General features: G+C 38.1%; 19 protein-coding genes. 13 read left to right on the top strand and 6 right to left on the bottom strand.

Annotated elements, in window-relative coordinates:
• The first annotated feature begins 152 nt into the window (after nucleotides 1-152).
• From BLS59_RS27105 to BLS59_RS27090, 5 genes are all read left to right on the top strand, one after another.
• Complete coding sequence (locus tag BLS59_RS27105) at nucleotides 153-896, top strand: LytR/AlgR family response regulator transcription factor (protein ID WP_091155580.1); 744 nt, start codon at nucleotides 153-155, stop codon at nucleotides 894-896.
• 277 nt (nucleotides 897-1173) lie between these two features.
• On the top strand, nucleotides 1174-2292 hold the full coding sequence (locus BLS59_RS27100) for a sensor histidine kinase (protein ID WP_091155577.1): 1119 nt from the start codon (nucleotides 1174-1176) through the stop codon (nucleotides 2290-2292).
• A 442-nt stretch (nucleotides 2293-2734) separates the two neighbouring features.
• On the top strand, nucleotides 2735-2953 hold the full coding sequence (locus BLS59_RS31390; RefSeq protein WP_143014252.1) for a hypothetical protein: 219 nt from the start codon (nucleotides 2735-2737) through the stop codon (nucleotides 2951-2953).
• Nucleotides 2954-3060: 107 nt separating this feature from the next.
• Nucleotides 3061-3873, top strand: coding sequence for a GLPGLI family protein (locus BLS59_RS27095; protein WP_205411366.1), 813 nt, complete (start codon nucleotides 3061-3063; stop codon nucleotides 3871-3873).
• Nucleotides 3857-6577, top strand: coding sequence for a carboxypeptidase-like regulatory domain-containing protein (locus BLS59_RS27090; RefSeq protein ID WP_162842787.1), 2721 nt, complete (start codon nucleotides 3857-3859; stop codon nucleotides 6575-6577). Before BLS59_RS27095 ends, BLS59_RS27090 begins: the two co-directional genes overlap by 17 nt.
• Nucleotides 6578-6584: 7 nt before the next feature.
• Here BLS59_RS27090 and BLS59_RS27085 read toward each other — a convergent pair whose 3' ends face one another.
• On the bottom strand, nucleotides 6585-9410 hold the full coding sequence (locus BLS59_RS27085; RefSeq protein ID WP_091155565.1) for a lantibiotic dehydratase: 2826 nt from the start codon (nucleotides 9408-9410) through the stop codon (nucleotides 6585-6587).
• Between the two features lie 665 nt (nucleotides 9411-10075).
• Here BLS59_RS27085 and BLS59_RS32335 point away from each other — a divergent pair.
• From BLS59_RS32335 to BLS59_RS27065, 5 genes are all read left to right on the top strand, one after another.
• Nucleotides 10076-10267 (top strand): hypothetical protein, encoded by a 192-nt coding sequence (locus BLS59_RS32335; protein ID WP_240315352.1) that lies wholly within the window; start codon nucleotides 10076-10078, stop codon nucleotides 10265-10267.
• Between the two features lie 49 nt (nucleotides 10268-10316).
• Nucleotides 10317-11027 carry a response regulator transcription factor gene (locus BLS59_RS27080; RefSeq protein ID WP_240315351.1) on the top strand — a complete coding sequence of 237 codons (711 nt, stop codon included), beginning with the start codon at nucleotides 10317-10319 and terminating at the stop codon, nucleotides 11025-11027.
• A gap of 148 nt (nucleotides 11028-11175) precedes the next feature.
• Entirely contained in the window at nucleotides 11176-11787 is a 612-nt protein-coding gene (locus BLS59_RS27075; protein ID WP_091155558.1) for a Crp/Fnr family transcriptional regulator, read from the top strand.
• A gap of 291 nt (nucleotides 11788-12078) precedes the next feature.
• Nucleotides 12079-12555 carry a MauE/DoxX family redox-associated membrane protein gene (locus BLS59_RS27070; protein ID WP_091155555.1) on the top strand — a complete coding sequence of 159 codons (477 nt, stop codon included), beginning with the start codon at nucleotides 12079-12081 and terminating at the stop codon, nucleotides 12553-12555.
• A complete protein-coding gene (locus BLS59_RS27065) occupies nucleotides 12552-12872 on the top strand; it encodes a hypothetical protein (protein ID WP_091155552.1) in 321 nt (106 codons plus the stop codon). The genes BLS59_RS27070 and BLS59_RS27065 overlap by 4 nt, the downstream gene beginning before the upstream one ends.
• 60 nt (nucleotides 12873-12932) lie before the next feature.
• On the opposite strand, the gene BLS59_RS27060 is transcribed toward BLS59_RS27065, so the two are convergent.
• From BLS59_RS27060 to BLS59_RS27045, 4 genes are all read right to left on the bottom strand, one after another.
• Entirely contained in the window at nucleotides 12933-14312 is a 1380-nt protein-coding gene (locus BLS59_RS27060; protein ID WP_091155550.1) for a TlpA family protein disulfide reductase, read from the bottom strand.
• Nucleotides 14313-14322: 10 nt separating this feature from the next.
• Nucleotides 14323-15693: a RagB/SusD family nutrient uptake outer membrane protein gene (locus tag BLS59_RS27055; RefSeq protein WP_091155546.1), complete on the bottom strand. Its 1371-nt coding sequence runs from the start codon at nucleotides 15691-15693 to the stop codon at nucleotides 14323-14325.
• 43 nt (nucleotides 15694-15736) lie between these two features.
• Nucleotides 15737-19288, bottom strand: a complete 3552-nt coding sequence (locus tag BLS59_RS27050) for a SusC/RagA family TonB-linked outer membrane protein (RefSeq protein WP_091155543.1) — start codon at nucleotides 19286-19288, stop codon at nucleotides 15737-15739.
• A gap of 201 nt (nucleotides 19289-19489) precedes the next feature.
• On the bottom strand, nucleotides 19490-20548 hold the full coding sequence (locus BLS59_RS27045; RefSeq protein ID WP_091155539.1) for a FecR family protein: 1059 nt from the start codon (nucleotides 20546-20548) through the stop codon (nucleotides 19490-19492).
• A 224-nt stretch (nucleotides 20549-20772) separates the two neighbouring features.
• Between BLS59_RS27045 and BLS59_RS27040 the strand changes: the two genes are divergently transcribed.
• Nucleotides 20773-23181: an ABC transporter permease gene (locus BLS59_RS27040; protein WP_205411365.1), complete on the top strand. Its 2409-nt coding sequence runs from the start codon at nucleotides 20773-20775 to the stop codon at nucleotides 23179-23181.
• A 146-nt stretch (nucleotides 23182-23327) separates the two neighbouring features.
• On the opposite strand, the gene BLS59_RS27035 is transcribed toward BLS59_RS27040, so the two are convergent.
• Nucleotides 23328-23945: an RNA polymerase sigma factor gene (locus BLS59_RS27035; RefSeq protein WP_091155536.1), complete on the bottom strand. Its 618-nt coding sequence runs from the start codon at nucleotides 23943-23945 to the stop codon at nucleotides 23328-23330.
• A gap of 453 nt (nucleotides 23946-24398) precedes the next feature.
• On the opposite strand from BLS59_RS27035, the gene BLS59_RS27030 reads away from it, so the two are divergent.
• Together BLS59_RS27030 and BLS59_RS27025 are read left to right on the top strand one after the other, a co-directional pair.
• Nucleotides 24399-24737, top strand: a complete 339-nt coding sequence (locus tag BLS59_RS27030) for a hypothetical protein (RefSeq protein ID WP_091155533.1) — start codon at nucleotides 24399-24401, stop codon at nucleotides 24735-24737.
• 289 nt (nucleotides 24738-25026) lie between these two features.
• On the top strand, nucleotides 25027-25836 hold the full coding sequence (locus BLS59_RS27025; RefSeq protein ID WP_091155530.1) for an AraC family transcriptional regulator: 810 nt from the start codon (nucleotides 25027-25029) through the stop codon (nucleotides 25834-25836).
• The last annotated feature ends 48 nt before the right edge of the window (nucleotides 25837-25884 follow it).

The raw sequence follows: 25884 nt of genomic DNA, 5'->3' as shown, positions 1-25884 counted from the left end.
GTTAAAGAGGCTGATTTTCTCCATACAATGGCAGATTTTCTTTATCGGGACTTAATATTCATTAAAGAAATGCCATGATGCATTCCTTCATTTTTTTCTGGTGATGATCCTACCAGTCCTTTGACCATCTAATTCTCATAAATATATCTGATATGAAAAAATTTGAATGTATCATTATTGATGACGAGCAATTTGCTGTCGATTGGCTTAAAAACTATATCAATGCCATACCAACCCTGCAACTGGTTAAATGCTACACCGATCCTTTACAGGCCTTATTAGAGATTTGTAACGGCCACATGGTTGATCTGATCCTTTTGGATATTCACATGCCGAAAATAACGGGAATCGACTTATGTAAAGAAATTAGAAAAAAGACCAAGAAACTAATTTTTTCTACAGCGTATAAAGAATATGGTTTTGAGGCTTATGAAGCCGATGGCGATGCCTACTTACTGAAGCCCTTTACATTTGCTAAATTCGCTGGCACAGTAGCAAAATTCTTTCCGGCGCATGAAGAAGGCAAAATACCTATCAATCCTCCCGATGATTTTTTCTTTGTTAAAAATAAGGAGGAGCATCTAAAAATCATAAAGATCAATTATGCAGAAGTAGTTGCGGTTGAAAGCAAGCAGAACTATGTGCTGATCCATACATTAAGGAAAAAGGTACTTACTTACATGTCTCTGACAGAAATTTCTAAAATTTTAAATCAATTGCAGAACTTTGTGCAATTCCAGCGGAGCTTTATTATTGGAAAAATTCATATTGATTCCATAGATGGGAATACCATAAAAATGGTAAATGGCCTTCAGATAACCGTTGGAGAATATTACCGTAAAGATTTTTCTGTTTTTTTAGCGGAGAAATTAATAAAGACAGGGCGCAAGCGTTAGCACCCTGTCCTTAAGAACCCCAATTAATTTAATCGGCCGGCTTGGAAGATTCCCGTTTTGGTAAGGGTAATCATCGAGGTGGTTGGCTCTGTCGGCGGATCTGTTTCTGTCGGCTGTTTGGAGTTTACTTTCGTTCTGTACACAAAAAGTGTAGTGTCGATGATTTTTAAATGTTTGTGTTTCATGATATTTTTTCTTGAAACTTAGGGGAAAAAATACGCGTACGAGATCATGTTATACAGAACGGTGTTATTTCTATTTAAAAGAGGTCTTTAGCATGAAAAAGAATATTCAAAAATGGTTTCAAAAGTACAAATTGCACTTGCTTATTTGGGCTTTATTCATCTTTTATGAAACCGTGGTTATTGGTTTAGTTTTTAATATTTTCGGCCATCCGATCACTTATATTGCGCATTATACTGTTAATCTTTTTCTTTTTTACTTGCATGGCGATTTGTTATTTCCTTGGGCATTAAAAGAAAGAAAGGCTGTTTTTTGGCGGATACCGTTTATATTATTTCTTGAAGTTACATGCTTTATCCTCGTTTCTTACGCTATAGACAAATCATTAATGTTCTGGCACATTATGGCGGCTGAGGAACAGTTCCACCTCAACTTTCACTACTGTCTAAAAATATCATACAGATGTCTTTATTTTTTAGGTTTTGCGACGGGGTATTATTTTCTAATTACTTATATCAAGGAACGGAAAAAAACCAGTGAATTAGAAACACAACATTTGAACGATATAATCAATAATCAAAAATCAGAACAGGAACTCATAAAAGCAGAGAATGCCTTTTTAAAAGCGCAGATCAATCCGCATTTTTTATTTAATACCCTGGACACTATTTATCATAATATAGATGCATCGTCACCAATTGCTGCTAATGCAGTAATTATTTTAACGGAAATGATGCGATTTGCGGTCGACGCGGATAAAATGGGTGATTATATCCTTTTGGGAGATGAAATAGATCAGGCAGAAAATTTGCTTTATTTAAACCAGATGAGGAATAACCATGCATTGGGATTCAGATTAAGCTATACCGATGAAGTAAGGCAGATTTATTTAATTCCACTGGTATTATTGACTCTCATGGAAAATGTTTTTAAGCATGGTAACCTGAATGTACCAAAGCATGAGGCAGTTATTGAAATTTTTGTTAAAAATCAAGCACTTCACGTCGTGACGGACAATCTTATCGATTACAATCCATCGAAAAAAGGCGGCGGTAGTGGTTTGAATAATATCGAAAAGAGATTGAGGTATACCTATGGGGATGCTGTAGATCTTGTTTGGCAAACCAGCGATGCCAATCATTTCATATTGCGTCTCAGTATCCCTCTTCAAATGTTAGAGGTGCATAACAAACCAGCTGGTAAGTATAAATGACTTTTCCTTCGCTTAATACAAATAAGTGCCTACTCATATTAGTTTCTTATATACTTTTTATTCCGTATATAACTCTATGTACAATGCATTAATCGCTTATAATGCATTTTCCCAATATAACAATTGGTCAATTGTTCGGCAATCAACAATTATACGTATTCGCCAATTAATGCGTGAATTATTATCCGTAATAAGCACGTAAATGATACTAATTATAAAATAAGTTAAAAAACCGGGCTTTTTCGGTACAGAAAGGGTATAATTCGGGCTAGAATGGCATCCAAATATTAACCGTTATTAAATGCATGTATTACCTTTAATTTATTGAAGAAGGCGTTATTCCTGACATTCCTTGAATAACGATTTTCAGCCTATAACCCCTTTTAGTACGATCAAATCTTGCCTATTTCATATTTATTTAATCAATTAAAAAATTACAAACATGAAAAAATTAATTTTAACCCTTGCTCTTGCTGTTGGTGCTTTGACATTCTCTCATGCAGAAAATGGAATAAAACACAGTAACCCTTCTCATAATACAAAGAAAAAGAACTTAGTTGAATGCTCTTTAACAGTTACCTGTGCAGATGGGACAACTGTTTCTGCGACTGCATCTTCCTGTGCGAAAGCCGGGGCAATGTGTGATGCTGGTTGCGCTTAATAGCTATTACTACTTATTTAAAATCGTCGATTTAGGCAAGGTTTGATACTTTAAAACAACATTCGATGATGACAAGATTTAAATGCTTGCAAACAACCTTAATTATCATGAGAACTCTTTTTTGTGCAACAGTACTATCTTTGATCCTTCCCATTACTGTCAAATGCCAGACAGGCCGCGTCGTTTACGATGCTATAATCAACCACTCTCAAAAGGGAACACCAAAGGATGAAATGTTTAAAGACGATCTATATGCTAAAGCATGGCTTTATTTTGATGGTAGGGTCTCTTTATATCGCCAACTTCTTCCCGATTCCACCATTAACATCCGATCCGGCGGCGGTGATGTAGGCTACATGCGCACAAAATATCCTGTAAATGTAAATGATACAACAGGCTCAATCTATCGAATGGATTATGTCAACAAAAGTATTAAATCAAGGATGCCAATTTACAACATGAAAAGTTTTTATGTTGTTGATGACAAAATTGAAACCATACAATGGAGCATTAAATCAGAAAAGAAAAATATAGGAAAATTCAAAGTAATCAGGGCTGAAGCCGATTACTTAGGCCGTAAGTGGATAGCCTGGTTTGCCCCTGATATTCCTGTCAGCATGGGCCCGTGGAAGTTATATGGACTTCCGGGTCTAATTTTAGCAGCGGAAGATACAAGCCGGAAATTCAAGTTTTCCTTAAGAGATTTGAATATACCCTTTTTAAATGCTTCAAAATTGTTAAATGCAAAAGTGTTAGATCAAAAGGGAATGCGTAAATCTGAATTTATCCTATTAGAAAAGAAGAAAAAAGATGATCAGTATCGGTTCACAAAAGCAAATATGGAAGCCGCGGCGGGCACAGATGGTGGGCCAGTAACTGTTAAAATCAATTTTGCAGAAACCATTGAGATTTACAAATAAAAAATTTCTTATTTTATTCTATTTACCTGTTTTTTGCGGATTGCTTACCGCTAACAGTCAAGCTCAGGATATTGTCATATCTGGTCATATCACAAAGGTTGGTGGTTCGCCCTTAGAAGGTGTAACGGTTTCAGTTATTTTACCCTGTAAAGATTCTACCATAGTTTCATTTACTTCTTCTGATCAAAACGGACAGTACGCTGTCACGGTGAAACAGGCCGATAGATGCGTGGACTTATCTTTGACTTATAGTATATTAGGTTATTTAAAAAAAGAGGTTTCATTAACTGTTGCTAATAGGCAAAAAGTCACAATGGATGTCATTCTTACGCCGCAACAGATTTCTTTAAATGAAGTTATCATCAAGGCAAAACCCAATGGCTTTAAGCAGTCAAACGATAGTACCCAATATCGTATTTCTCAGTATGTAGATGGCACAGAGCGTAAACTTGAAGACATTTTGAGAAAACTTCCCGGGATGTCAGTTTCCGACAATGGGATGATTTCTTTTCAAGGGAAAAATATTGATAAGATACTAGTAGAGGGAGACGATTTTTTTTCAAAAAACTACACTGTTTTATCAAAAAATGTATCAGCTAATCTGGTAGAAAGTATAGAGGCGCTTGACAATTATAACGACGAAAAACTATTAAAGGGGATCAGTCGTTCAGATAAAGTAGTGTTAAATCTAAAACTTAAGAAAGACGCCAAGGCAACTTTTTTTGGAGACACTGAAATCGGTGTTGGAACTGATAACAGGTACAACTCATCCCTTAATATTTTCTCCTTTTATAAAAAGGCGAAGGTGGCGTTGCTTGGAAATATCAATAATACGGGAGACGAAGCTGTGGCAGATATACAGTACAATCTCAGTAATAATAATGGAAATAACTATTCGCCAAACGAACAGACGTTTGGTGTACGTAATCCATTTAATGACAAATTGCCGGTCGACCTTGATGTAGGAAAAAACCGGTATGTGATCAATAAGGCATTCACTGAAGGGCTCCAGTTTAATTATACTTTTTCAAATAAGTTTAAAGCTAATTTCTACTCTTTTTTAAATACGGACAATCAAAAATTATCCTTGAGTAAAAATACCCAATATCTTTTCCCAGATTCCGCTTATACTATATCCGAACGAAGCCTTTACAATTTTAAGCCGCAGACTATCAATTCGAACCTGAAATTAAGTTATCAGTTGACTGATTCTTCAACCTTAACTTATAACATATCCTCAGAAATAAATTCGCCTGATTTTTTATTTAACCTTGAACTATATCCGGTCGCTTCGGGTAATCAAAGTGGGTTAGTCAATGGAAGTGCATTTGAAAAAAACATAAATGTTAATAACAGAATTATTTATACAAACAGGGTGTCTGCAAACAAGGCTGTAATATTTGAGGGGGCATATTTAAGCTATAAAAATGATTTATATCAGAAGCAGGATACAAACCGATTTTCTTATTTAAACGACATTCCGGTTACCTGGAACATCCAGCAAAATGCTGGAATTTATGCTCAAAGGTATGAAGCAATATTAAAGTTTTTAGCAACCTATAAAAATCATACCTATTTTGTAAGCGCAAATGTGGATCAAAACACTTCCAAATTAAATTCCTATTATTTTGGAACATTTGATGCCGAAATTACTCCCCTTCAATCTTTGAACAAAGTGTCGCTAAATGATCTGGATCTATTTATAGAAGCGCGCGATGTAATTACTTGGAAAAGGCTCGAATTGAACTATGGTTTCAGGGCATTCAGAAATTTATTAAACCACAACTTGTCAGGGTCAGCATCCGATCATTTAGAAGCTTATTTTTTTCTTCCAAAAATATCGTTTAAATACAAATCAGATGCTTATAATACCTTTACAATATCTTATGAACAAAACAATGTCAGTTCCACCGTAACTGATATTTACCCTAATGTAATCATTTCGGACTATTTAAGTGCGTCAAAGGGGATTGGAAAACTTAACAATAATTTACAACAAGATTTATCTTTCAGGTACAGGTATTCTAATTCCAACAATCAATGGATCATGAATTTTACGAGTAGCCTCCATTTGGAAAAATCACCCTATATAACGGAAACATCGATATATAACCAGTTATTAGTGAATACTTACCTACCAGGAATCGCAGGTTCTTACTTTTTCTATAATAGGTTCCAGTCGGATAAATACATTCGGCTGTTGCAAAGCAATTGGAGAGTTGTAGTATCTAAGACGAGGATGAAAATCAACTCGATTATAAATAACGAAGCGTTGCAAAGCAATATTTTAAATACAATTTCTGCCTCAACAGCTATTAATACCGCATTTGACATTCCTGTAAATTTTCAGGCTGGCGCCGCCTATAATAACTCATCCCTTACCCTCAAAACCGGGAAGGTAGTCAATAATTTGTTTAAATATGACATCAGCGCCAATTTGAAATTTTTAGAATTTTTTAATCTGAAGATTATTGGAAACAACTATAGATGGAGTTCAACAGGAACCAATACAAGTGCTAATTTCTTAGATATGAAGTTGGGTTATAGAAACCCTAAGCAAAAATGGGCACTGGGAATAAGCGGCAAAAATATACTAAACGCAAAGACTATTGCATTTAATGAAAGTGATAATTTTATTCTCTCACAGAACCTGTTTCAACTATTGCAAAGATATTTCCTTGTATCACTTAATTATACCTTTTAGTTGTTATTTATGTTTTTGCCACCGTTGCAAGCGCCCGTCGGGTCATTAAAAGCTTTAGCAGATATTGATATAGTATGGCTTCATGGCTACGCTGGTCTGCATTGAATGAGCGATTAATATGCATGTGAAACAAATCGGCCAGTAAACGACTGCGATCAACAGGATTACAGGCTTTGAAAACCCTGGTATAAGCCGCCTCAAGCCGGTTGGGTAATATATTGGAAATCTTATTTTCAATATTTACGTTGTTATTTATATCCTTATAACGCTGATTCATTTTTTTAAAGCTCACCGCATTCATGTTTAGCTCTTTGCTAAAGGTATCGGCCATTTGCTTAACGAAAAGGATTTGTTCATTAATACCGTTAAAAACGATAGCAACAATATGTTGCATCGTTAACAGGGCCGAAGCATAAAACTCGTCAGTATTCTTTTTAGTTGCTAATTGGGTCAAAACAAATTCACTATCGTGAAAAAACAATTTCTCGACCAGTTCTATCCGGTCAGATCCGTATCGATCTGTTTCACGTACATAGGTTTTGATCTGTATATCCGAAACCAAACTACTCTTAAGATCATGGTCCAGCAACGATTTCAGATTTGATATGAGCCGGTAACCTTCTGTAAAATCTTTCAGTTGTAACCTCAAACGAATATGGGGTAGCGGATCTTCGTACCTGATAAAAAACCATTTACGAATATTACCTTTATTTGCCTTAAGTAGCAGGGTTACACGATCAACCAAGATGCTATTTGCCCGTGCCCGGTGGCAATAAATTTCGAAGTACAACCAATCCTGACCAGGTGAAATTACCCGATCTGTTTGATCGTTGTCTTTGGCCACGGTTAATGCATGAGAAGCATAAACCTGATTGTCATGCGTATAATTTACCACGAACTGTGCGACATGGCGCTTTTCAGGACTTATTGTTAACACATCGTAATCAGAAACTAGTGCTTCCGTAATATAAATAGCTTCCTGGCTATGCTGACGGCAATAGGATAAAAAAGCACAAACATCCGCATCCTTACTACAATCAAAGCATAAAGTCTGATCACTATGACCCGCTTTGAAAAGAAAATGAATACACTCCTGTTGTAGCCATTTGCACAGCATGTTCTTTCCCTTATGTATGTTTTCGGATTTGACTGCTTTTAGAAGGCTGTCCGGCAACAGCCAGCTTTCAGGGGAAACAATTACATTTTTATAGCTTACACGGGGATAGTGGCTCAAATTTGGAAACAGATAATACAATTTAAAATTCAGGTCAGACTTGATACCCTGGTGCTGCAGATCACAAAGGAACCGGAACACTGCAAGGTCTGAACGGGTGTAATTGTAGGCGGAGGGAATGCGTGGAACCATTCTTTTCTGGTGTTTTTTTGACCAAAGAATGATATCCGCCCCCCTTACGGTAACCAGTATATCATCGAAATTAAGGGGGGCGGAATCGCATGACCATGTTAAAATTGGCAATTCAAACTGATAAAGCCGCTTTCTCCTGTTAACATTATCTACCTCCTTTTCCATTTGATAAGCCACATCAAAAAAAAGAATATCGGGATTAGCATTTTCTTCAGCGGCAGCGATCTGCCGGCCAAAGTTTTCAAGTTCCTCACTTGCTATCGTAAAACGGCCTAACAGCGCATTGGCTGTACAACCGCCCATGTTCTCAATGACCGTCTGGCCTCGCCAAAGATGGAAAAGAACACTTAAGGTATTAGGTAATGGAAGTGTAGAAACCGTATGGTTGCTAATCAGTTCCTCCAGTTGAATAGGCGTGCCCTTTATTAATTGATCCAATAAATACTGGTGCAGTCCTGTGTAAGAAATTTGCAGTTCTTTTTTTTCATCCGGATCGGTGTTTTTTAACCAGCTCGCCAATTCGTAATCAGTTTCATGTCCTCCAAGATCTCCATAACCAATCCCCGTTTCCAAATCCATAGCCGTCATCAACGGGACGGCCCGGTGTTCAAATTTGTTTAAAAAAGCTTCCCGGAATTTATTTAATTCCCGGCTTTTCGCATCGGGCAGGTGCCGAGTTAGAAAACTGATCCATTCCTGCACTTCCTGAAGTCTTTTTTTATTCAGGCCACCGGTAATAGGTTTTCGTTCAGCGATAAGATATGGAGGGGCAGATTTTACATCCGCATTGTTTAGCCTTTGAAAATAATCTTCGCCGGTAACATTGATGGATCTATCTGTCAACAACAATTGAAGTGATACCATTTGCACGAGCAGTTGCATGGTTTGATTTTTTTTTATTTTGAACTCCTTTATCATGTTTTCATATATCGCTTCAGGCGAAGTTTTTACACGGCAGAGATCCAATATGGCTTGCAATTGGGGGAAAACGGTGACCGCCGCAATTTCAAACAAACCATTTCTTAAGCGGATATAACGGATTTCCTGGCCGACAAGATATGTTGTTGAATTAGCCACGAACCACCGCGAGGTTCTCACCTGCGTCACGCTGTTGACGGTTAGATCCTCGGCATCTTTCCAATCCTTAAATTCATGAATTAATAGAGCCGCATTTAAAATAATGGGCATTTGCGGCTCATCTAAAACCGGAATAAGCGAAATAGCCGCAAAGGCACCAAATGGTGTGGCCCTATATTTGGCCCGATTATAATATTTCCAAATCGTATATTTTATCTTATCATCAAGGTTATTTAGACCGACTGCGTCAATTGATTTGATCAACTGATAAAAAACCGGTGAAGAATCCTGAATAAGTATTTTAAGTTCATCCCATTTTTCTGCCAACGTAGCATCATGATTGAACACAGGTGTTCTGCAAAGAGCAATATTCATCAATTTTAATTTCATGATGGTAGCTTAATAATCGCCGTGAAACGACGTAAGTCAATAAGTCATTTATTAAGCTCAAAAGAATGGTTAACCGATTTTAATAAAGAGCTGCTACTACAAAACGGTCTTTTTTCGGGATAGAAAGGGTAAATTGGAGGATACCATTCGAATGCTAATTGCGGATTAAATTAAATGCCCATAAGGTAAGCGCAACTACTAAAGGGACATTTTTTAATTTCCTCATATAAGGAAAGTCAGTTAATTTATAAAGACAATTTAAAATTAATTATCAAGACTTATCTGATAAGATCTTAATCAGATCGGCATAAGGCCTAAATTCTCCTATTTTTCGGGATAGAATGGCAAAAATTCGGGCGATATTCTTATTAGGAGTACCAACACTTATTTTAAACATTAGTTAATTTAGTGCTTTGATTTAACCTCTGCTTAATTGAGCCTTACACACATCTGTTTGGAAAATGGAAGTATGGTTAATTAAGGTGTCAGGGGGGCTGTGGGTATTTGTACTTCTATGTATAATTAAAGCTGGTCGGCTGATCGGAAGAGTTTGAGCAATCGTATTGTTTATTCCGGATGATTGGCATGTTAATTTGATGGTGGGACAATAGTGCGGCTTGTAAAGATAAACGAAGGGATTAAAGCTTTGCTTTACCCCTTAAAATATGGAAGCAGCTAATTATACGACCTATGCTTATCCCCGGAACACAGATGCACATTGTCACCCTTTGTTTCACCGTGTTGGAATTTTGCATGTTTATCTGGCAGTTGGCCAGGTATTTTTACAGGTTAAAGGACAGGCACCGCGGCTGGTATGTTTTGCTCCTGTTACTATTGGTGGTTTACAATGTCACTAACGGTCTTTTCCCAGACCCGGGTATCCATGTCCCCATAGCCGCACAAAACATGATTGCCTATGGCATGTCATTTCTGATGGGTTCTTACTTCCCATTTTATTTTTATAAAGAATTTGATTTAAAAGCATTGCGAAAACACGTTATCTACGGTGTTCCGTCTTTCTTAATAATGCCTTACCTCTTATTCTTTGTCATCTTGTATATGCTTAACGGAGATTTAAGAAAAGATATCCGCTATGGGGTGATTGTTCCTTTCGCCTATTCACTTGTGCTGCTCTGGGTAATTCTTTCCGCAATAAGAAAACGGTATCAATGCAACCGGGACGATCATTTTTACACCGAAGAAATTATGGTTTATTGTGCGGTATTGCCGTGGGTAATGATCACGGTTTTGGCGCGGTTTGAAGTGGGCCAGTTAGCACAGACTTTATGCGCCAATGTTGGTTTTTTGATTATAACTACAATTTTCTTTTTTAAATCGGCAAGGCGGGCTATGCTGGAATATTTACAGGAAAACGCGATAACTATTGGAGGAACCACTCCATATCTTTTCCAGGCTAATTGCCTTCATTTTGATCTAACCAGGACAGAAATTCTCATCATTCAGTATATATACAAAGGATTAAGCAATAAAGAAATCGCAGATGTCATGGCAATTTCTGAAAATACCGTAAAAAAACATATTCAAAACGCTTATAGGAAAACCAATGTAAAAAGCAGGTCAGCATTGATCTACAAATTACAAAATCATCGTAATTGAGCAATTCGGGGCGATTTGTCATGAAAACTACCCCGAAATAAGTATATCAAATACCCGATTTAAGCATTTACACAAATGAGCGCAGCAGGTAATTTTAAAGTAGCATTTTAAAGTGCAAGCGCAATGGCTTTGATCTGACAATATTGTTATGGCAGCAAAAAGATTATATGAACGTCTATTTGGTCTTAAAAATCTTCCATCTGAATTGGGAGATGACGCAGAGCGCCAAATGCTAACTGACTATCTGGACTCGATCATCAAATATAGCTTTCACGCCCGGAATCAACTGTTATTAAGTGAGGGCCAGGAAGCAGGCTATATTTATTTTTTAGTAAAAGGTATAGCGAGGGGCTATTATAATGATCCTTCTGATGGCCAGGAGCGCACGGTTATTATTTGGGATGAACTTTCGATATTTACCGACCCATCCGGATTTTTTGAAAATTCGCCTTCGGGCCTGAATGTAGAGGTAATGGCAGGCAGCCAATTATTATTTATCTCTCGTCCGCAACTTGAAGAGCTCTATAGATTATTCCCCTATGCGGAAGTATTTACCATTCGTATGACTTCCCATTACAGCGCCTATTTTGCCAAGAGAAGTCACGACCTGGTTAGTTTATCCGCCTGGGAGAGATACCAGCAATTGCTTAAGAACTATCCTCAGATAGAACTGAAGATCACAAAAAAAATTATTGCCTCTTATATCGATATTGCGCCCCAATCATTAAGCCGTCTTATAAAGGAAAACGGCCATCCTTAACATCCCGCCGTTCAGAGCATCACCCATGTTAACTTTTTGGTTAACCATTGTTAAATCATTTCACCACATAGGTGTAGGGGGATTTTCAACCACCTGTTGTAAATTTAATTCATTGTTATAGAGCCCTGCAGCCCCTAAAACAACACAATTAACCGCTTACCTGATTAAAACAGGTAATACAAAAAAGAAAGGACAGTAGTGACAAACAGTAAACAGATAAAAGCCGCAGGCTACGTACCTGCAGGTGGCAAACGTCACCTTATTTAAAGATGGACAACACACACACGCAATATGGACATTATAATTTTGAGGAAACCAAACTTTCAGTTTTCGGAAACAACAAAGGTGAGATTGCCAATACTCATTCGTTTAGTTTGCATCTTCCTATTTGTATATACCGCACACGCCAAAATAGTTGATCATGACCGTTTTTTAAAGGGTCTGACAAGAGTGCATATCATAAATGGCTATGCCTTATACATTTCCTGGTTAGTGCCGATAATCGAAATAATTGTTTCTTTATTATTGCTGATCCCCCAAACCGCTAAACAAGGGCTAATCGCCTTCATCGGTGTAATGATCTTATTTACCGGTTATATTTTAAGTGCAATGATATGGGAACCTGTGCTCCCATGCCTTTGCGGTGGTGCCATTGAAAAATTAAGTTGGTCGCAGCATGTATGGTTCAATCTCGCATTTATACTATTGGCTATACTTGCCCTCCGGCTAATAAACTTTATAAATATCTTCAAGAAACAACAAAAATGAAAAATTTTAAACAAATAGCCCTTGGCCTAATGGTAGGTGCAATGGCAATCGGCTTCAGTTCGTTCACAAACGCTCATAAGGCAACGTCAACCACCGCAAGGTATTACAATCAAAGAGCAGATCACAATGCAAGTACAAGCCCTGCCGACTTTGTGTTCATTGATAACGATGTTGATCTTTGTTCATCAAGCACTACAAAACAGTGTAGCGCCCAATGGAGCACAACCAATGTGCCTGGTGAAGGACAAACACCTACAGATGCCGGATCACCTTCTCTGGTTTCAGGCAGCTCAACATCTGGTATTTTTACCAACTGAAAATTTCAATCAATTAAGGCAGGCACTCTTGTCTGTCTTAATTGATTGTATGTACCACTTTTATTTCCCCTTAAAAACTAGCACGTCAATTGCAGTTGGTTCCTTTATTAAACTTAATCCAAATTTCAAAAGTTCTTTATTTACTTCGTTTAAGTTTGTCATATCACAATTAAGCTGTAAATCGACCTTTTTCTCAAAATTTGTTTTATTGACTATGGTCGTTTTTGCCCCCTGAAGAAAATACGAGTTCATTGTTCTTATTAAAGTGGCAAGCGGTTCATTCTGTTGACTATAAAAATATCGATCGTGTTTCTCAAAGCTTCGACCACCTACTGTTGATAATTTGCTACCATTCAAAATCTTTAATGCTGTTGTATTAGTATCTGTCCGTTTTTCTACTACTACCTCAAAACCCATTGGAATTGCAAAATATCGATCCAAATCACTCTTTATTTGTTTTATTTTTTCTTTCCAAGAAATACCTTTTGGAAAAACAATTTCATAGGAGGCACCGTATTTTTTGCCCCATTCAATTGTTTTAGCCGAGTTACCATTGATTGGTGAATTATCGGGAACAGTAATTTTATTTAACAATGAATCAGGCATTTCAAAAACATGTGTAGTTTGAGAATCGAATGCCCCCGGAATGGCTGAAGCGTAGTAGTATAAGTCATAAGACATGCGATATAAATAGTCAATAGATACATTGAAACCATTAAAATGATCTGGATCAAAAGAAAATCCACCTTGCGCATTGTCAATCCATCGGGTTGCAATTGAATAGGAAAGTATATCAGGCCGTTGTAATACCTCTCTTTTACGACTGGAATCTTTTAACACAAAATTATCGCTAACCACGAATAACGATTTTGTATAATCGATTGCTTTTCTTCGTATATCACGTCGGTTCTCAAAAGAAGCTGATTTGCCGTTAATAACTGATTCTATATTTTCCGCGGTGATTTCATCTGCATCGGTCGTTGCGATAACTTTGCCGTTTGAGTTTATCCACACATAATAAGGTATGCTTGCATAATAAAAATATCTGCTTAAAATCGTATCTCCCACCACTGAAATAGGTTTGATTTTGTTCATACGATACATTCGATCTAAAAACGGCTGTACTTTTCTCGCTGGCTCTTTAGTTACAGAAAGGAATTGAATTTTACCATTAAATATTTTTTGCAATGAGTCAGTTCGTCCAAACATGCTTACGCACGGAGCACAATATGTAGCCCAAAAATCTAAAATGAGAAGTTTCCCTTTAAAGTCTGAAATATTAACATCAGCATTTTTATAATTTAGCACGCTGTTCATCTTTACCTCGGGCATTTGATGCCCAACCAATATTTCGTTTGTTTGTGCATTAACTGAATTAGTTCCTATGGACGTTACCAGAATACCTAAGGCTGTTATAATTTTCTTTGTAGTTTCTTTCATCACTTAATTATTAGCGTTGATTTTGAATTAATCCACCTGTCACAATTTCTTTTTCATCTAAAGGCAACACATATCTTGGAGAATTTACAGGCAGTGTATAGTTTTGCCCATTCACAGTTCGAGATATTGTAACTTGGAACCGTGAATCGTGGTTGAGCCGCCTCAAATCAGTCCACCTAATGGCTCGAAAACATAGTTCTTTCCTTCGTTCCGTTAAGATTAGTGATAAAGCAGCATTAGCATTTGCTGCCGTCATATTGGTATAGGTACCTGTCTGCCATCGTGTTTTTAACAAGGCATTCAAATCGTTCATTGCAGCAAGTGAATTGCCGGTTCGGGCATAACATTCGGCTCGGTTTAAATACATTTCATCAGTCGCTAACCCCCCAAAAAAGCTAAGGTTGCCATTATAACTTCCCTTAAATGAAATATTTCCTGATACTGTTGTGAAATAAATTGATTTCCTTAAATCATTTGAGTTGAATGATTGGTATAACTGATTATCAACAATTAATCTGTTTGTTCTAAAGGCCAAATAACCAGATAATGTATAATGAAAAATCACTTCTTTATTAAATCGAGTTATTGGATTGCTTGCAGCTTTTGTTAACTGATTAAAATCTATCAAAGTATTTTGTAGTTGCAAGCTGGAATCGGCATACGCCAACGCTTTGGTATAATTTTCTTGTGCTAAATACACTCGTGACAATAACGCATAAACTGCTGTTTTAGACGGTCGTGTAGGATACAAGGGAGTAACAGGCAATAATGGCGCAGCCTTTAATAAATCACCAATTAACTGATCATAGGTTTGCTTAACGGAAGATTGTTTAACGCTCAAATTAACGTTTGAATACAACCTCAAGGGCAATCCTAAATCCGTTCCGGCAGATGGATTTTGATATGGCTTGCAAAACTCTTGAGCAAGATTGTACAAGTCGAGGCTCCGGTAAAATAATGCCGAACCGTTTACATTGTTAAATGCAGTTTGCGAGCCGGAATTAACCGTTAAGGATTTAATGCCATCTAAAACAACATTATCATCCAAAATTCTTGAATAGGCATAATACCAGTCTCCATTACCATCACTACCATAAAAGTTTTCCGTCGGCCCCCATATATAAGCATTCCTTTCTTGCTCACTTATTCCAAGATAAGTGGCGTCGGTAAGTCGAAAGTTGTCGTCGCTAACCACACCTAATCCAGGTGCGTTGGCATTCATTTGTGTTACATTATCTAACAACGTCTGATAATCAGCAATAGAAGTGGGTACGACAAGAGCCTTGTTAGGTTTGGCATCAAGCCAATCCTTCTTACAAGAATTGAAACAGGCCATTGAAATAAGAATGATGTACCAAACATATATTTTTAATTTTTTCATAATTTTTCTAAAGTGATTGTTTTTACATTTCTTAAATTGATAACTAAAAATTGCCTTTTATACCAAAAGCAATCGAACGCGGATTAGGGGTTGTAGTTCTGTCATTTCCACCGGGTACAGCATCTGGATCAAGACCACTTTGATTGGCTTTCCATAAGATGCCGATGTTATTAGCATACATGAATAGTTGCAAATTTGAGAATGGTAGCTTTGGATAAACTGATCGGTTAAAGTTGTAACTCAAACTAATATCCTGAAGCCGGATATGATCACCTTTCTCCACATTGATATCAGAACCCTGATAGAACTGGTCACGTGTGCTCGAAAAAGGATAAATCAACGATGGAATATTTGTCGTTTTTTCATCACCAGATTTCATCCACCTCTTATTGTAGTCCTGGTTCACAATTAGATAGGCACTCCCATTAGATATTATTTGGGAATAATTAGTTGTTGGCTTTCTGAAATAGTAGCCTAATTTATAATTGATCTGAACATTTAGATCGAAGCCTTTGTAGGAGAAGTGATTATTTAAACCACCAAAGTAAGTAGGTCGTGCAGGCCCAAAATATACAAGGTCGCTTACTGATGAATTGTTAATAATAGCATCATAATCTTCACTTTTCACCCCATTTACATAGCCAATAGGATTACCTGTAGAAGGGTTCAATCCCACATATTTGTAACTATATAAACCAAATACTGGTTTTCCCAGATTGGGAACGGCGACAGTTCCATTTCCGTCAGCACCAACAAGTTGTGAAGCAAGAGGTGCAAGGTCATAACGAGTGACCTTATCGGTCGCGTGGCTAACCAAAACAGTTGTTGACCATTTAAGTCTGCCAGAAAGATTTTGCGATGTAAGCGTTACATCAAATCCGTGTCCGCTCATATCAGAGTAATTTCCTTCCAATGAAAGGATGCCTGCGTTATTAGGAAATGTCTTATACCCCAACACGTCAGTTTCTTTCTTAAAATAAAATTCTAAACTTCCCGATATGATGTTTTTCTTTGACGAGAAATCAATCCCTAAATTTGTTATAGCAGTTTTTTCCCATGATAAGTCAGGATTACCTATATTTAATATAGTTGCATATGGAAGATTAGTGTAAAGTGCGTTGCTTTGATACAATAAGGTTGTAACTCCAGTTACTGATCGGTCTAAATTACCGTTAAAGCCATACGTAGCCCTAAAATCTAAAGTTGGCAGCCAGCTTATGTTATAGAAATTTTCTTTGTTAATATCCCATTTACCACCAGCCGACCAAAGCGGAAGACTTTTTTGGTTTGTCGCAACACCAAAATAATTCGACCCATCTATCCGGGCACTTCCTGACAGCGTATATTTGTCCTTATAGGAATAAGCAAGGTTTGCAAACGAAGATCGTATTCGGTCTAAGGTGCCGCCAATATTAATTCCATTGTTTATTGTAGTCGTATTACCGGAAGGGTTAATATTATAAAAAGTAGTTGTATTGACGTTTACAAATGTAGCGTTGTCGTCATTATAACCGTATAATGACGATCCGTTACTTGCAGAACTAACTTGTGAAAACTCATACCCTACTAAGGCCGCTATAGTACTATTCTTCCAACTCCTGTTATAGTTTAACTGACCACGTAAATTGTTGGAAATTATATTTGTATTTCCTAAACCTGAAATCCCGCCTAACGGAATATTATAACCAGTCACCTGACCGTTGGATTGGATGGCGAATTGATTGATTAAATTACGGGTGTAATAAGTATCCTGACTTTCGAAGTCCCTATTTTGGATATTTGTTCTTTCATATTGATATTTAATTTCTCCACTCAATCCCTCAATGAACGTATATTTTATTCCACTTGTGAGCCGGGTATCCGTAATTGTTGTGATGTTATTAGCTGCGCCTAAATCCTTTAAAGGACTGTAAGACCAGTCTAAAAAGCCATTACTGGGCGCTGCTTGGACATAGCTATCCCTATAACCGTAAGATATAGGTCGTGGTTGCCCGCCTGCATCTGCGATTTGTGAATATGGAAATACGTGGTTTAAAGTATTGCTTAGTGTATTATCTGTCTGGTTGCGCCCCTTCACAACATTCAAACCCACGCTGATTTCTAAATTGGCAATTGGTTTAAATGTATTTTGTGAGTTGAGCGTAATTCTTTGATATGAATTATCTTTTGCACTTGGCAAATTATAATCATATCCACTGGAAAAAAAGTAAGTTGCTTTACTTGAGCCACCCGAGAAATTTAAACCATATTGTTGGTTGTTGGCATTATGTAATAGGTACTTTCCAATCTGGTCATTAACATTTAAATTTTTTAAAGCGCTTAATTGTGTGTTAAGACTACTGGCTGATATTGTACCGTTGCGTTGTGCCGTAAGTAATTCAACAGCAGGCGAAATAACAGGGTAGTTAGTTACGTCATTTAAATTTGCGTCATAATATCCTTGTTTAAATAAATACGTTTCAAGATCAACATATGATGAGGAATTAAGCTGATTAGGATTGTAAGCTAAATTAGGTTTATCAAAAGCTGTAATGCTTGCATTAAAACCAATTCTCAGAGGTTGAGCTAACTTGCCTTTTTTGGTTCTAATGACAATTACACCATTGCCCGCTCTAACGCCCCATATACTTGCAGCGGCAGCGTCTTTTAATACGGTAACATCCTCAACATCATTTGGATTTATGTTATTGATATCACCATTATAAGGAAAATTGTCAATTACTATTAACGGTTGATCATTTGCAAAGATTGTACTTCTGCCTCTTATGTTAATGTCAAGTTGCCCATTTTGTGCTGCGGTAGTATTTGAATTGAATACTAACCCACTTGTTATGCCATTAAGTTTAGAAAATATATCTGTCGAAACCCGATCATTGAACATAGCTTTTATCGGTTGTGCAAAAGAGCCCGTCGCTCTTTCTTTGGGAATAGTCTGATAACCAGTAGAAACTACAGACACCTCATTAAGCTGATTGCTGCCATTTTCAAGCGTAATTGTCAGATAATTCGTATTTGTAATAACAATCTCTTTGGTTAAATACCCGATAAAAGAGACTTGTAAAACAGTACTGTCAGCAACATTGTGGATTTCAAATTCACCGTTGCTATCGGTTGTTGCCAAAGCTGGCCCATTCTTAATTTTAATAGTTGCCCCAGGCAAAGGTGAACCATTAGTGTTAGTAACTCTACCTTTTACAGGAAGACGGTGCTTTTCAGTTTGCTCCTGCGAGGGAGACCGCGAACTCGTTTTATCGAATTTTACTACAATTTGATCGCCTATAACTTCATAGGTAAGGGTGAGCGGCGATAATAAGTCAGTCAGCACCTTACTAACCTGCTGATCTTTGGCGTGGATAGTGACCGGATTTTTCAGGATGCCTTTGGCATTGCTGTATATAATATTAACGTGAGCCTGTTTTGAAATTTGGTCGAGCGTTTCTTTTAATGTTTTCTTTTCTACATCTATTGAAATGCGCTTATCTAAATCTTGTGATCGGGCTATTTCTGTTGCCAGGGCACAGTTCAAAAAGCACGTTGAGGCAACGGTCAATACAAAGGAGCTGTATTTTAATTTGGAGCGTAAATTTTTGAGCATAGTTTTAATTAATAGGGTTAAGTGAGAAAATGATCCATAATTTAAGATGATGGATTGGCGGCGGTGATTGTCGAATGAGCCACAAAAAGGGCAATACCATTCCCGTAAAGCAATTTTTCATTTTTTTTGCAGTTAAGTTTGTTCGTTGAAAATTTGGTTTAGTGACTACCTGAAGCGGCAGCCTTTATTACACTTTGTCTTCTATCTGTCACTACAGCCCCCCTCTAAAAAATATCCCTTGTCTGTTTGGCGGACGGTCGCGCCGACGGCCGCTGCTAACTGCCTCAGTACAATATCTATCGGCTTCGATGTATCAAATTCCCCGTAGCAAAGGCAGGTTGCCGACTTGTTTTCAAGTTCAATAGATTGATTATAATACCGCCTGAAGTCCGCGACGACTTCCGGCACAGGGATGCCGTCATAACTTAAAATACCGTCGCGCTTTTTTACTACCGGGGCAAAAGTTGTTACTGATTTGTCGGATAATGTCGCTTGCAAATTATTAAAAACGGCCTGTTCTTTCGGTTTTAAAATCACTTCAGACAGCTTCTCCTTTTTGGCTGATAACATGGACACCCTTACGATACCCGTAACTACGGTAACGTTATAAATATTCTGTTTGCTGTAGGATTTTACATTGAAAGAGGTGCCGACTACTTGTGTCTGCATCCGGCCACTATGGATGATAAAAGGATGTTTTTTATCCTTGGCTACTTCAAAAAAGGCTTCCCCATCCAGCGAAACTTCACGGAAATTATTAATTAACTGATCTGCATAATTCAGGGAACTGGAAGGAGAAAGCCATACTTTGGTGCCATCAAATAACTGGATAAATTTTCTCTGGCCGTTTTTTGTAACTAATTGTCGGGTGTGCCGCCTGATCTGACCATCATAACGATCACTAAAATGCCGGTATAACAAAAACATCGTTGCCGATCCGATCACCAACCACAAGGCGGCGACTTTAAGCCACGTATTATTTGATCTAAAAGGGGATTTGATCTTAATAGCCTTTGAGGGGACCTGTGAGCGAATTTCGCTAAGGAGAACTGATTTTACATTGATGATAGCCTTGTCTTCCTGTTCGGCGTTTAGCGGTGCCAATGTATCCTTAGAGAGTTCGTTACCAATCAATAAGTTAAAGAGTTTTTCATTCTCCTTTTTGTTCAGTAATTTAAACAGTTCTTTGATCTCATCGGGAGAACATTGAACAGCGATGTATTTATTGAAAAGGGTTGTTATGTAAGCTTGATCTTCCACGAGCGGCGTAATTTAACAACAAACCGTATAAAGGATAAAAAAGGACTATTAACAATAATTAAATTTTATATTATTATATACCTGCTCACAATCACTCTTTTTTCACACCTATGGTAACTTCTCAAATGCTAGAAAGATTGTTCCATTTTCGCACATCCACCGTTCGCTTTCGAACAGCATATTTAAATAGCCTTATTATAAAGACCTCATAGCCAGTAAATTATATGAATGGTATATTTTTAGATAGAGAGTGGTTCAATACTGAATTTATGCTGAAAAATTACATCAAGCTCGCCTTTCGAAACCTAAAATCAAAAAAGGTATTTTCATTCATCAACATTACAGGTCTTGCTGTCGGTATGGCCGGCGCTATACTTAACTTGTTATGGGTACAGAATGAATACAGTTACGACGCTTTCCATTCCAATAATAAAACGCTCTGTAAGGTATGGAACCGCTATATCAGCAAAGAAGGAATAGGCGCCTCTGATGTAACGTCTTCGCCGGTCGGGCAAGCATTAAAAGCGGGTTTTCCGGAAGTGAAAAATTCAGCCAGAATCTATTGGACGACTGACAGGTTATTCAATTACAAGGATGCCTCGCTGAAAGCTAAGGGGAATGATGTGGACAAGGCTTTTTTGACTATGTTCAGTTTCCCGCTGGTGCAAGGTAATGCGGCTCATGCGCTGGATGACGTCAATAGTATTGTCCTGACCGAGCAATTGGCTAAAAAGATATTCAAGGACACCGATCCCTTAAATCAATTGGTGCGGATCGACAATAAGCAAGCGTACAAAGTGACGGGCATATTAAAAGACCTGCCGAATAATACCGAGTTCGATTTTGAGTACCTGGTATCGCTGGCAGCGAATGAAAAATTTTATACCGACGGCTCTTGGGGAAACAATAGCTATTACACATATGTGCAGCTACAACCCGGTACGGATATCGGCCGGTTTAACCAAAAGATCAAAGAAATTGCAAAACAGCACGACCCAACAGGAAGTGCTCATACCGAGGTCTTTCTCTATCCGTTCAGCAGGATGCATCTTTACGGCAAGTTCGAAAATGGTCAGCCTGCGGGCGGCCGCATTGAGGTTGTTCATCTCTTACTAGGTATTGCTGCGTTAATCCTGCTGATCGCCTGTATCAATTTCATGAATCTGAGCACTGCTCAAAGCCAAAAACGGGCCAGAGAAGTTGGGGTGCGCAAAGTGATGGGTGCTGTTCGGACCAGCTTAGTCTTCCAGTTTCTGACTGAATCACTGGCAATGACCAGCATTTCCGGCCTCCTGGCCTTGCTTATCGCCCAGTTAGGTCTACCGGCTTTCAACGAACTGACAGGTAAGCAACTTTTTATAAGTTATGGAAACCCCGTGTACTGGCTTGCTTTCGTTGGATTTATATTATTGACCGGCTTGCTGGCAGGTAGTTATCCCGCCTTTTTTCTGTCGGCCTTCCGGCCCGTAAAGACTTTAAAAGGAGGTAGCCATACTACAAATACAACCTTTAACCCGCGCAAAGTGCTGGTTGTACTCCAGTTTTCAGTATCCATCATCCTCGTCATTTCAGCTATCGTGATCTACCGGCAGATCGATTACGCACAAAACCGCGATACCGGTTATGATATCGATCACTTGGTTCAAGTCCCGGTAGAAGGAGACATTCGCAAAAATTATGCGCTGATCAAAAACGACCTGATCGTCTCGGGCGTGGCTACAGCGATGTGTCAGACCAGTTTGGATGTGACGGTAGACGGCGCGACCTCCGGCGGGTTTTCTATAGACGGTAGCAACAAGGACCAGCAAAATATTTCTTTTTCAAGGTTCGGCACTTCCGGCGATTTTATAAAAACGATGGGGCTGACGCTTACCAACGGACGTGACATTGACTTTAACTCCTATCCTTCAGACAGCTTGTCCTGCATGCTTAATGAAACTGCTGTTAAGCAACTCGGCCTAAAAGATCCGGTGGGGAACTTTATCAAAAATGGCACATCACCGATTAAAGTTGTAGGTGTCTTTAAAGACTTTATTATCCAGTCGCCTTATGTGAATACAGGACCAATGATCGTTTTAGCTACCAAAAAATGGATCTATAACACGGTCATCCGCTTGAATGGTCAAACGGGTACTGCGCATGCACTGCAGCTGGCTGAGGATATTTTTAAGAAATACAACCCGGCCTATCCATTTACCTACCATTTTGTCGATAGCGAGTATCAGCAGAAATTTAATGATCAGCAGCAAACAGGTAAGCTGGCAGCTATCTTCGCCGGGCTGACAATATTTATTTCCTGCTTAGGCTTATTCGGACTGGCGTCCTATATGGCCGAGAACCGGGCCAAGGAAATCGGTATACGCAAAGTGTTAGGAGCCAGCGTGGCCGGAATTACCCGCATGCTAACCGGGGATTTTGCCAAACTGGTGGCGATCGCTATCTTCATAGCCGTCCCGGTATCCTGGCTCTTGATGAATAAATGGCTGCAGGATTTCACTTACCGCATAGGTATCGGCTGGCAGCCATTTGTTCTATCGGGCGCTTCGGCTATCGCCATAGCAGTGCTGACCGTAAGCTTTCAATCCATTAAAGCGGCGCGGGCCAATCCGGTGGACAGTATAAAGCCTGAATAATTTTACATTTTAATTTTAAATAATAGCGTACAATCCACAATTCGAAATCACTTCGAGCAATTGAGGCAAAATAGCCTAAGCCTTTAAAGGAAATGTCCTCAAGCTAAATTGCTTATAATAATTTCAGTAGTTATACTTAGGGCATTTTATAACAAGTGGGCCAAGGAAGTTACTATAAAAAGTATTGCTACATCATGATTTAAAAGAAAATATTCTTTTACGGATTTATTGGCTGCAACGATTTGATTGCGAATGGTGTTGGGTGAGATTCCTAAAATTTCACCTACTTCCTGGTAGCTCTTACCCTCAAACTTGCACAGCTTGAAAACTTGTTTCCGTTGCGCAGGTAAATGCTCTATTGCGCGCATAAGGAGGTCGTACATTTCTCGGTCGATTATGGAATCTTCTGCATTAGTGACATGATCTACCGTAGTGATGATCAAATGATCGATAATGCGTTTATTGTTGGCCACCTTCCGATAATGATCATAAATCATATCTTTGGCGACTTTATATAGAAATGGCGTGAATGATTTATTAGGGTCAAGTTTGGCGCGCTTAACCCATACCGTTAAAAAAAGGTCTTGTAGGATTTCTTGTGCAATATCTTCGTCGTTGACCATACGTAGTATGTTACGGTATAATTGCCTGCTGAATTGATCGTAAATTTTGGCAAAGGCCGGTTCGCTGCCTTGTTGCAGTTGCTGAAGTAAGAAAAATAAATTTACTTCGCCCCTATAAGATATACGGTGTTCATTGTTCATTGCCTTAAAGGTTGGACAACCTCGACAATGCAACTTGCCCCCAAAGGGGCCAGGCTACTATTGATTAACACACGACAGCCCGCGTAGGATCGGTAAGGCATTGTACTCGAAAGCACTTTGCCTTTATTGCCCGAAAGCAATACTGGGAAGCTAAATCGCAAGTAGGCCTGGTAGCCTGTAAAAAATTACAGGTGTATTACCAGGCGCTCACTTGTCCTCTATGCTTCCATTGAATTTCCTACGTTCGTGTGGTTAGCGAGGCTCTTGGTGAGCACCTTATTTACTTTTAAAAAGATGCTGCAAAATTATTTAAATCATTTACCTTTTCTAATTATATGTTGATTAAAAGTAAAGATAGAAAAAAAGATTACACATGAGTAATTTTTTAATTACTCATGTGTAATTAAAAAAAGACATGATTATTAATTCTTCCGAAATTGGGTTTTAACACTTATGGAAGAAGATAACGCTGAATTTAAAGCACAACAGAAGGATAAGGATTTAGCGATAATTAAAGCTGCTTTCGAAAATGGCAAAATTGAAAAGATGAGCGATTTAGAAAAACTCAGCTCTACTAAAATTGCTGCATTAGCGGGTATAAATCAAGGAAGATACGGGGCAAAATTATTCCATCCTGATAAATTTACTCCCTCAGAGATCATTAGAATTTCGCTTGTGTTGGATGTCGACGATAGCTACATTATGAAAGTTATACGAAAACAACTGATAAAAGCCGAAGTCGAAAGGGTTGAGAAACACCGAACGAAATATTATAGTAAGAAAAAAGCTTAGCCGTTATCTACGTGGCTGCATATTATAAACTTATATAAAATTTAGCGCCTTTACCCTCAATGCTTTTACTGTGTTGGTGATTGTGCCGGGCAATACGAAGGTAAGAAGTTTAGTAATGCGCACATTTCTGCAACTTCCTTAAAAGGGACTTTCAGGGCATCATTCAGATGTTCAGAGTTGAAATAATGTACCGGATGGAAAAACATACTATCCTTTAACGAAAGAGTTTCGTTGAGATTATGGTCATATTTAATAGAATAAAAGTAATTTAGACCGTAACTATACACTGATGCCAATGAAAGAAATGCCTTCAAAAACATTCCTGGGAAACATCTCTGTTTCAAAAGCGATAGATGGCGGTTTCGTTGCATTAACACAATACAGTGATAAACGGATTTTTGAAGAATGGCATTGTCATGAAAACGCTAGCATTAGCTTTCTTTTAAACGGAGTGCATGAAGAAGATCTTTTAGGTAAACACTATAAAAGGGTTCCAGGCGACATCAAATTTATTCCAGCCGGTGAAATGCATCGCTGTAACGCGTATGCCGCCAGCACAAAAAAAATCAATTTAGACTTAAAACATAGTTTGCTTCACGAGATGACTTTAAGTGAAGATGTCTTATTGGAACGACTGCTTCAGAATCGTCAAACTAAGTTTACATTGCTAAAGCTATACCATGAAATTCATGACAAAAATGGATATGGTCAGGCGTCCTTACAACTATTACTGTATGAATTATTTCACCCGGTGAACGCCGACTTAAAAAGTTATTCTGGCAAATTACCCCTTTGGGTGTTACGTTTAAAAGAGATACTTAACGATGAATGGGATGTCCGCTTTGATCTTCAGGATCTTGCCCATAAAGCTGGTGTCCATCCAGTAACTATCTCAAGGTATTTTCCGCAATATTTTAGCTCAACATTAAGCAGCTATCTAAGATCCATCAGAGTTGAAAAGTCGATAAACCTAATCAAAACGACATCCTTATCGCTTACTGAGATTGCTTATACCTGCGGCTTTGCTGACCAGGCACATTTCACCCGTTCATTTAAAATGCATACGGGGTTTGTGCCAAAAGATTTCCGTAAAATTTAAACACATCGTTTAAAAGGCTAATTATGTTCAATTATTCTTGCCTTAACC

Source organism: Mucilaginibacter pineti (genome assembly GCF_900101875.1).
GTDB classification, from domain to species: domain Bacteria; phylum Bacteroidota; class Bacteroidia; order Sphingobacteriales; family Sphingobacteriaceae; genus Mucilaginibacter; species Mucilaginibacter pineti.
This window is presented reverse-complemented; position numbering and strand designations above follow the sequence as displayed.

Coding starts and splice junctions, on each gene's coding strand:
- BLS59_RS27105 (WP_091155580.1), top strand. CDS start 153: ATGAAAAAATTTGAATGTATCATTATTGATGACGAGCAATTTGCTGTC.
- BLS59_RS27100 (WP_091155577.1), top strand. CDS start 1,174: ATGAAAAAGAATATTCAAAAATGGTTTCAAAAGTACAAATTGCACTTG.
- BLS59_RS31390 (WP_143014252.1), top strand. CDS start 2,735: ATGAAAAAATTAATTTTAACCCTTGCTCTTGCTGTTGGTGCTTTGACA.
- BLS59_RS27095 (WP_205411366.1), top strand. CDS start 3,061: ATGAGAACTCTTTTTTGTGCAACAGTACTATCTTTGATCCTTCCCATT.
- BLS59_RS27085 (WP_091155565.1), bottom strand. CDS start 9,410: ATGAAATTAAAATTGATGAATATTGCTCTTTGCAGAACACCTGTGTTC.
- BLS59_RS32335 (WP_240315352.1), top strand. CDS start 10,076: ATGGAAGCAGCTAATTATACGACCTATGCTTATCCCCGGAACACAGAT.
- BLS59_RS27080 (WP_240315351.1), top strand. CDS start 10,317: ATGATTGCCTATGGCATGTCATTTCTGATGGGTTCTTACTTCCCATTT.
- BLS59_RS27075 (WP_091155558.1), top strand. CDS start 11,176: ATGGCAGCAAAAAGATTATATGAACGTCTATTTGGTCTTAAAAATCTT.
- BLS59_RS27070 (WP_091155555.1), top strand. CDS start 12,079: ATGGACATTATAATTTTGAGGAAACCAAACTTTCAGTTTTCGGAAACA.
- BLS59_RS27065 (WP_091155552.1), top strand. CDS start 12,552: ATGAAAAATTTTAAACAAATAGCCCTTGGCCTAATGGTAGGTGCAATG.
- BLS59_RS27060 (WP_091155550.1), bottom strand. CDS start 14,312: ATGAAAGAAACTACAAAGAAAATTATAACAGCCTTAGGTATTCTGGTA.
- BLS59_RS27055 (WP_091155546.1), bottom strand. CDS start 15,693: ATGAAAAAATTAAAAATATATGTTTGGTACATCATTCTTATTTCAATG.
- BLS59_RS27050 (WP_091155543.1), bottom strand. CDS start 19,288: ATGCTCAAAAATTTACGCTCCAAATTAAAATACAGCTCCTTTGTATTG.
- BLS59_RS27040 (WP_205411365.1), top strand. CDS start 20,773: ATGAATGGTATATTTTTAGATAGAGAGTGGTTCAATACTGAATTTATG.
- BLS59_RS27035 (WP_091155536.1), bottom strand. CDS start 23,945: ATGAACAATGAACACCGTATATCTTATAGGGGCGAAGTAAATTTATTT.
- BLS59_RS27030 (WP_091155533.1), top strand. CDS start 24,399: ATGGAAGAAGATAACGCTGAATTTAAAGCACAACAGAAGGATAAGGAT.
- BLS59_RS27025 (WP_091155530.1), top strand. CDS start 25,027: ATGCCAATGAAAGAAATGCCTTCAAAAACATTCCTGGGAAACATCTCT.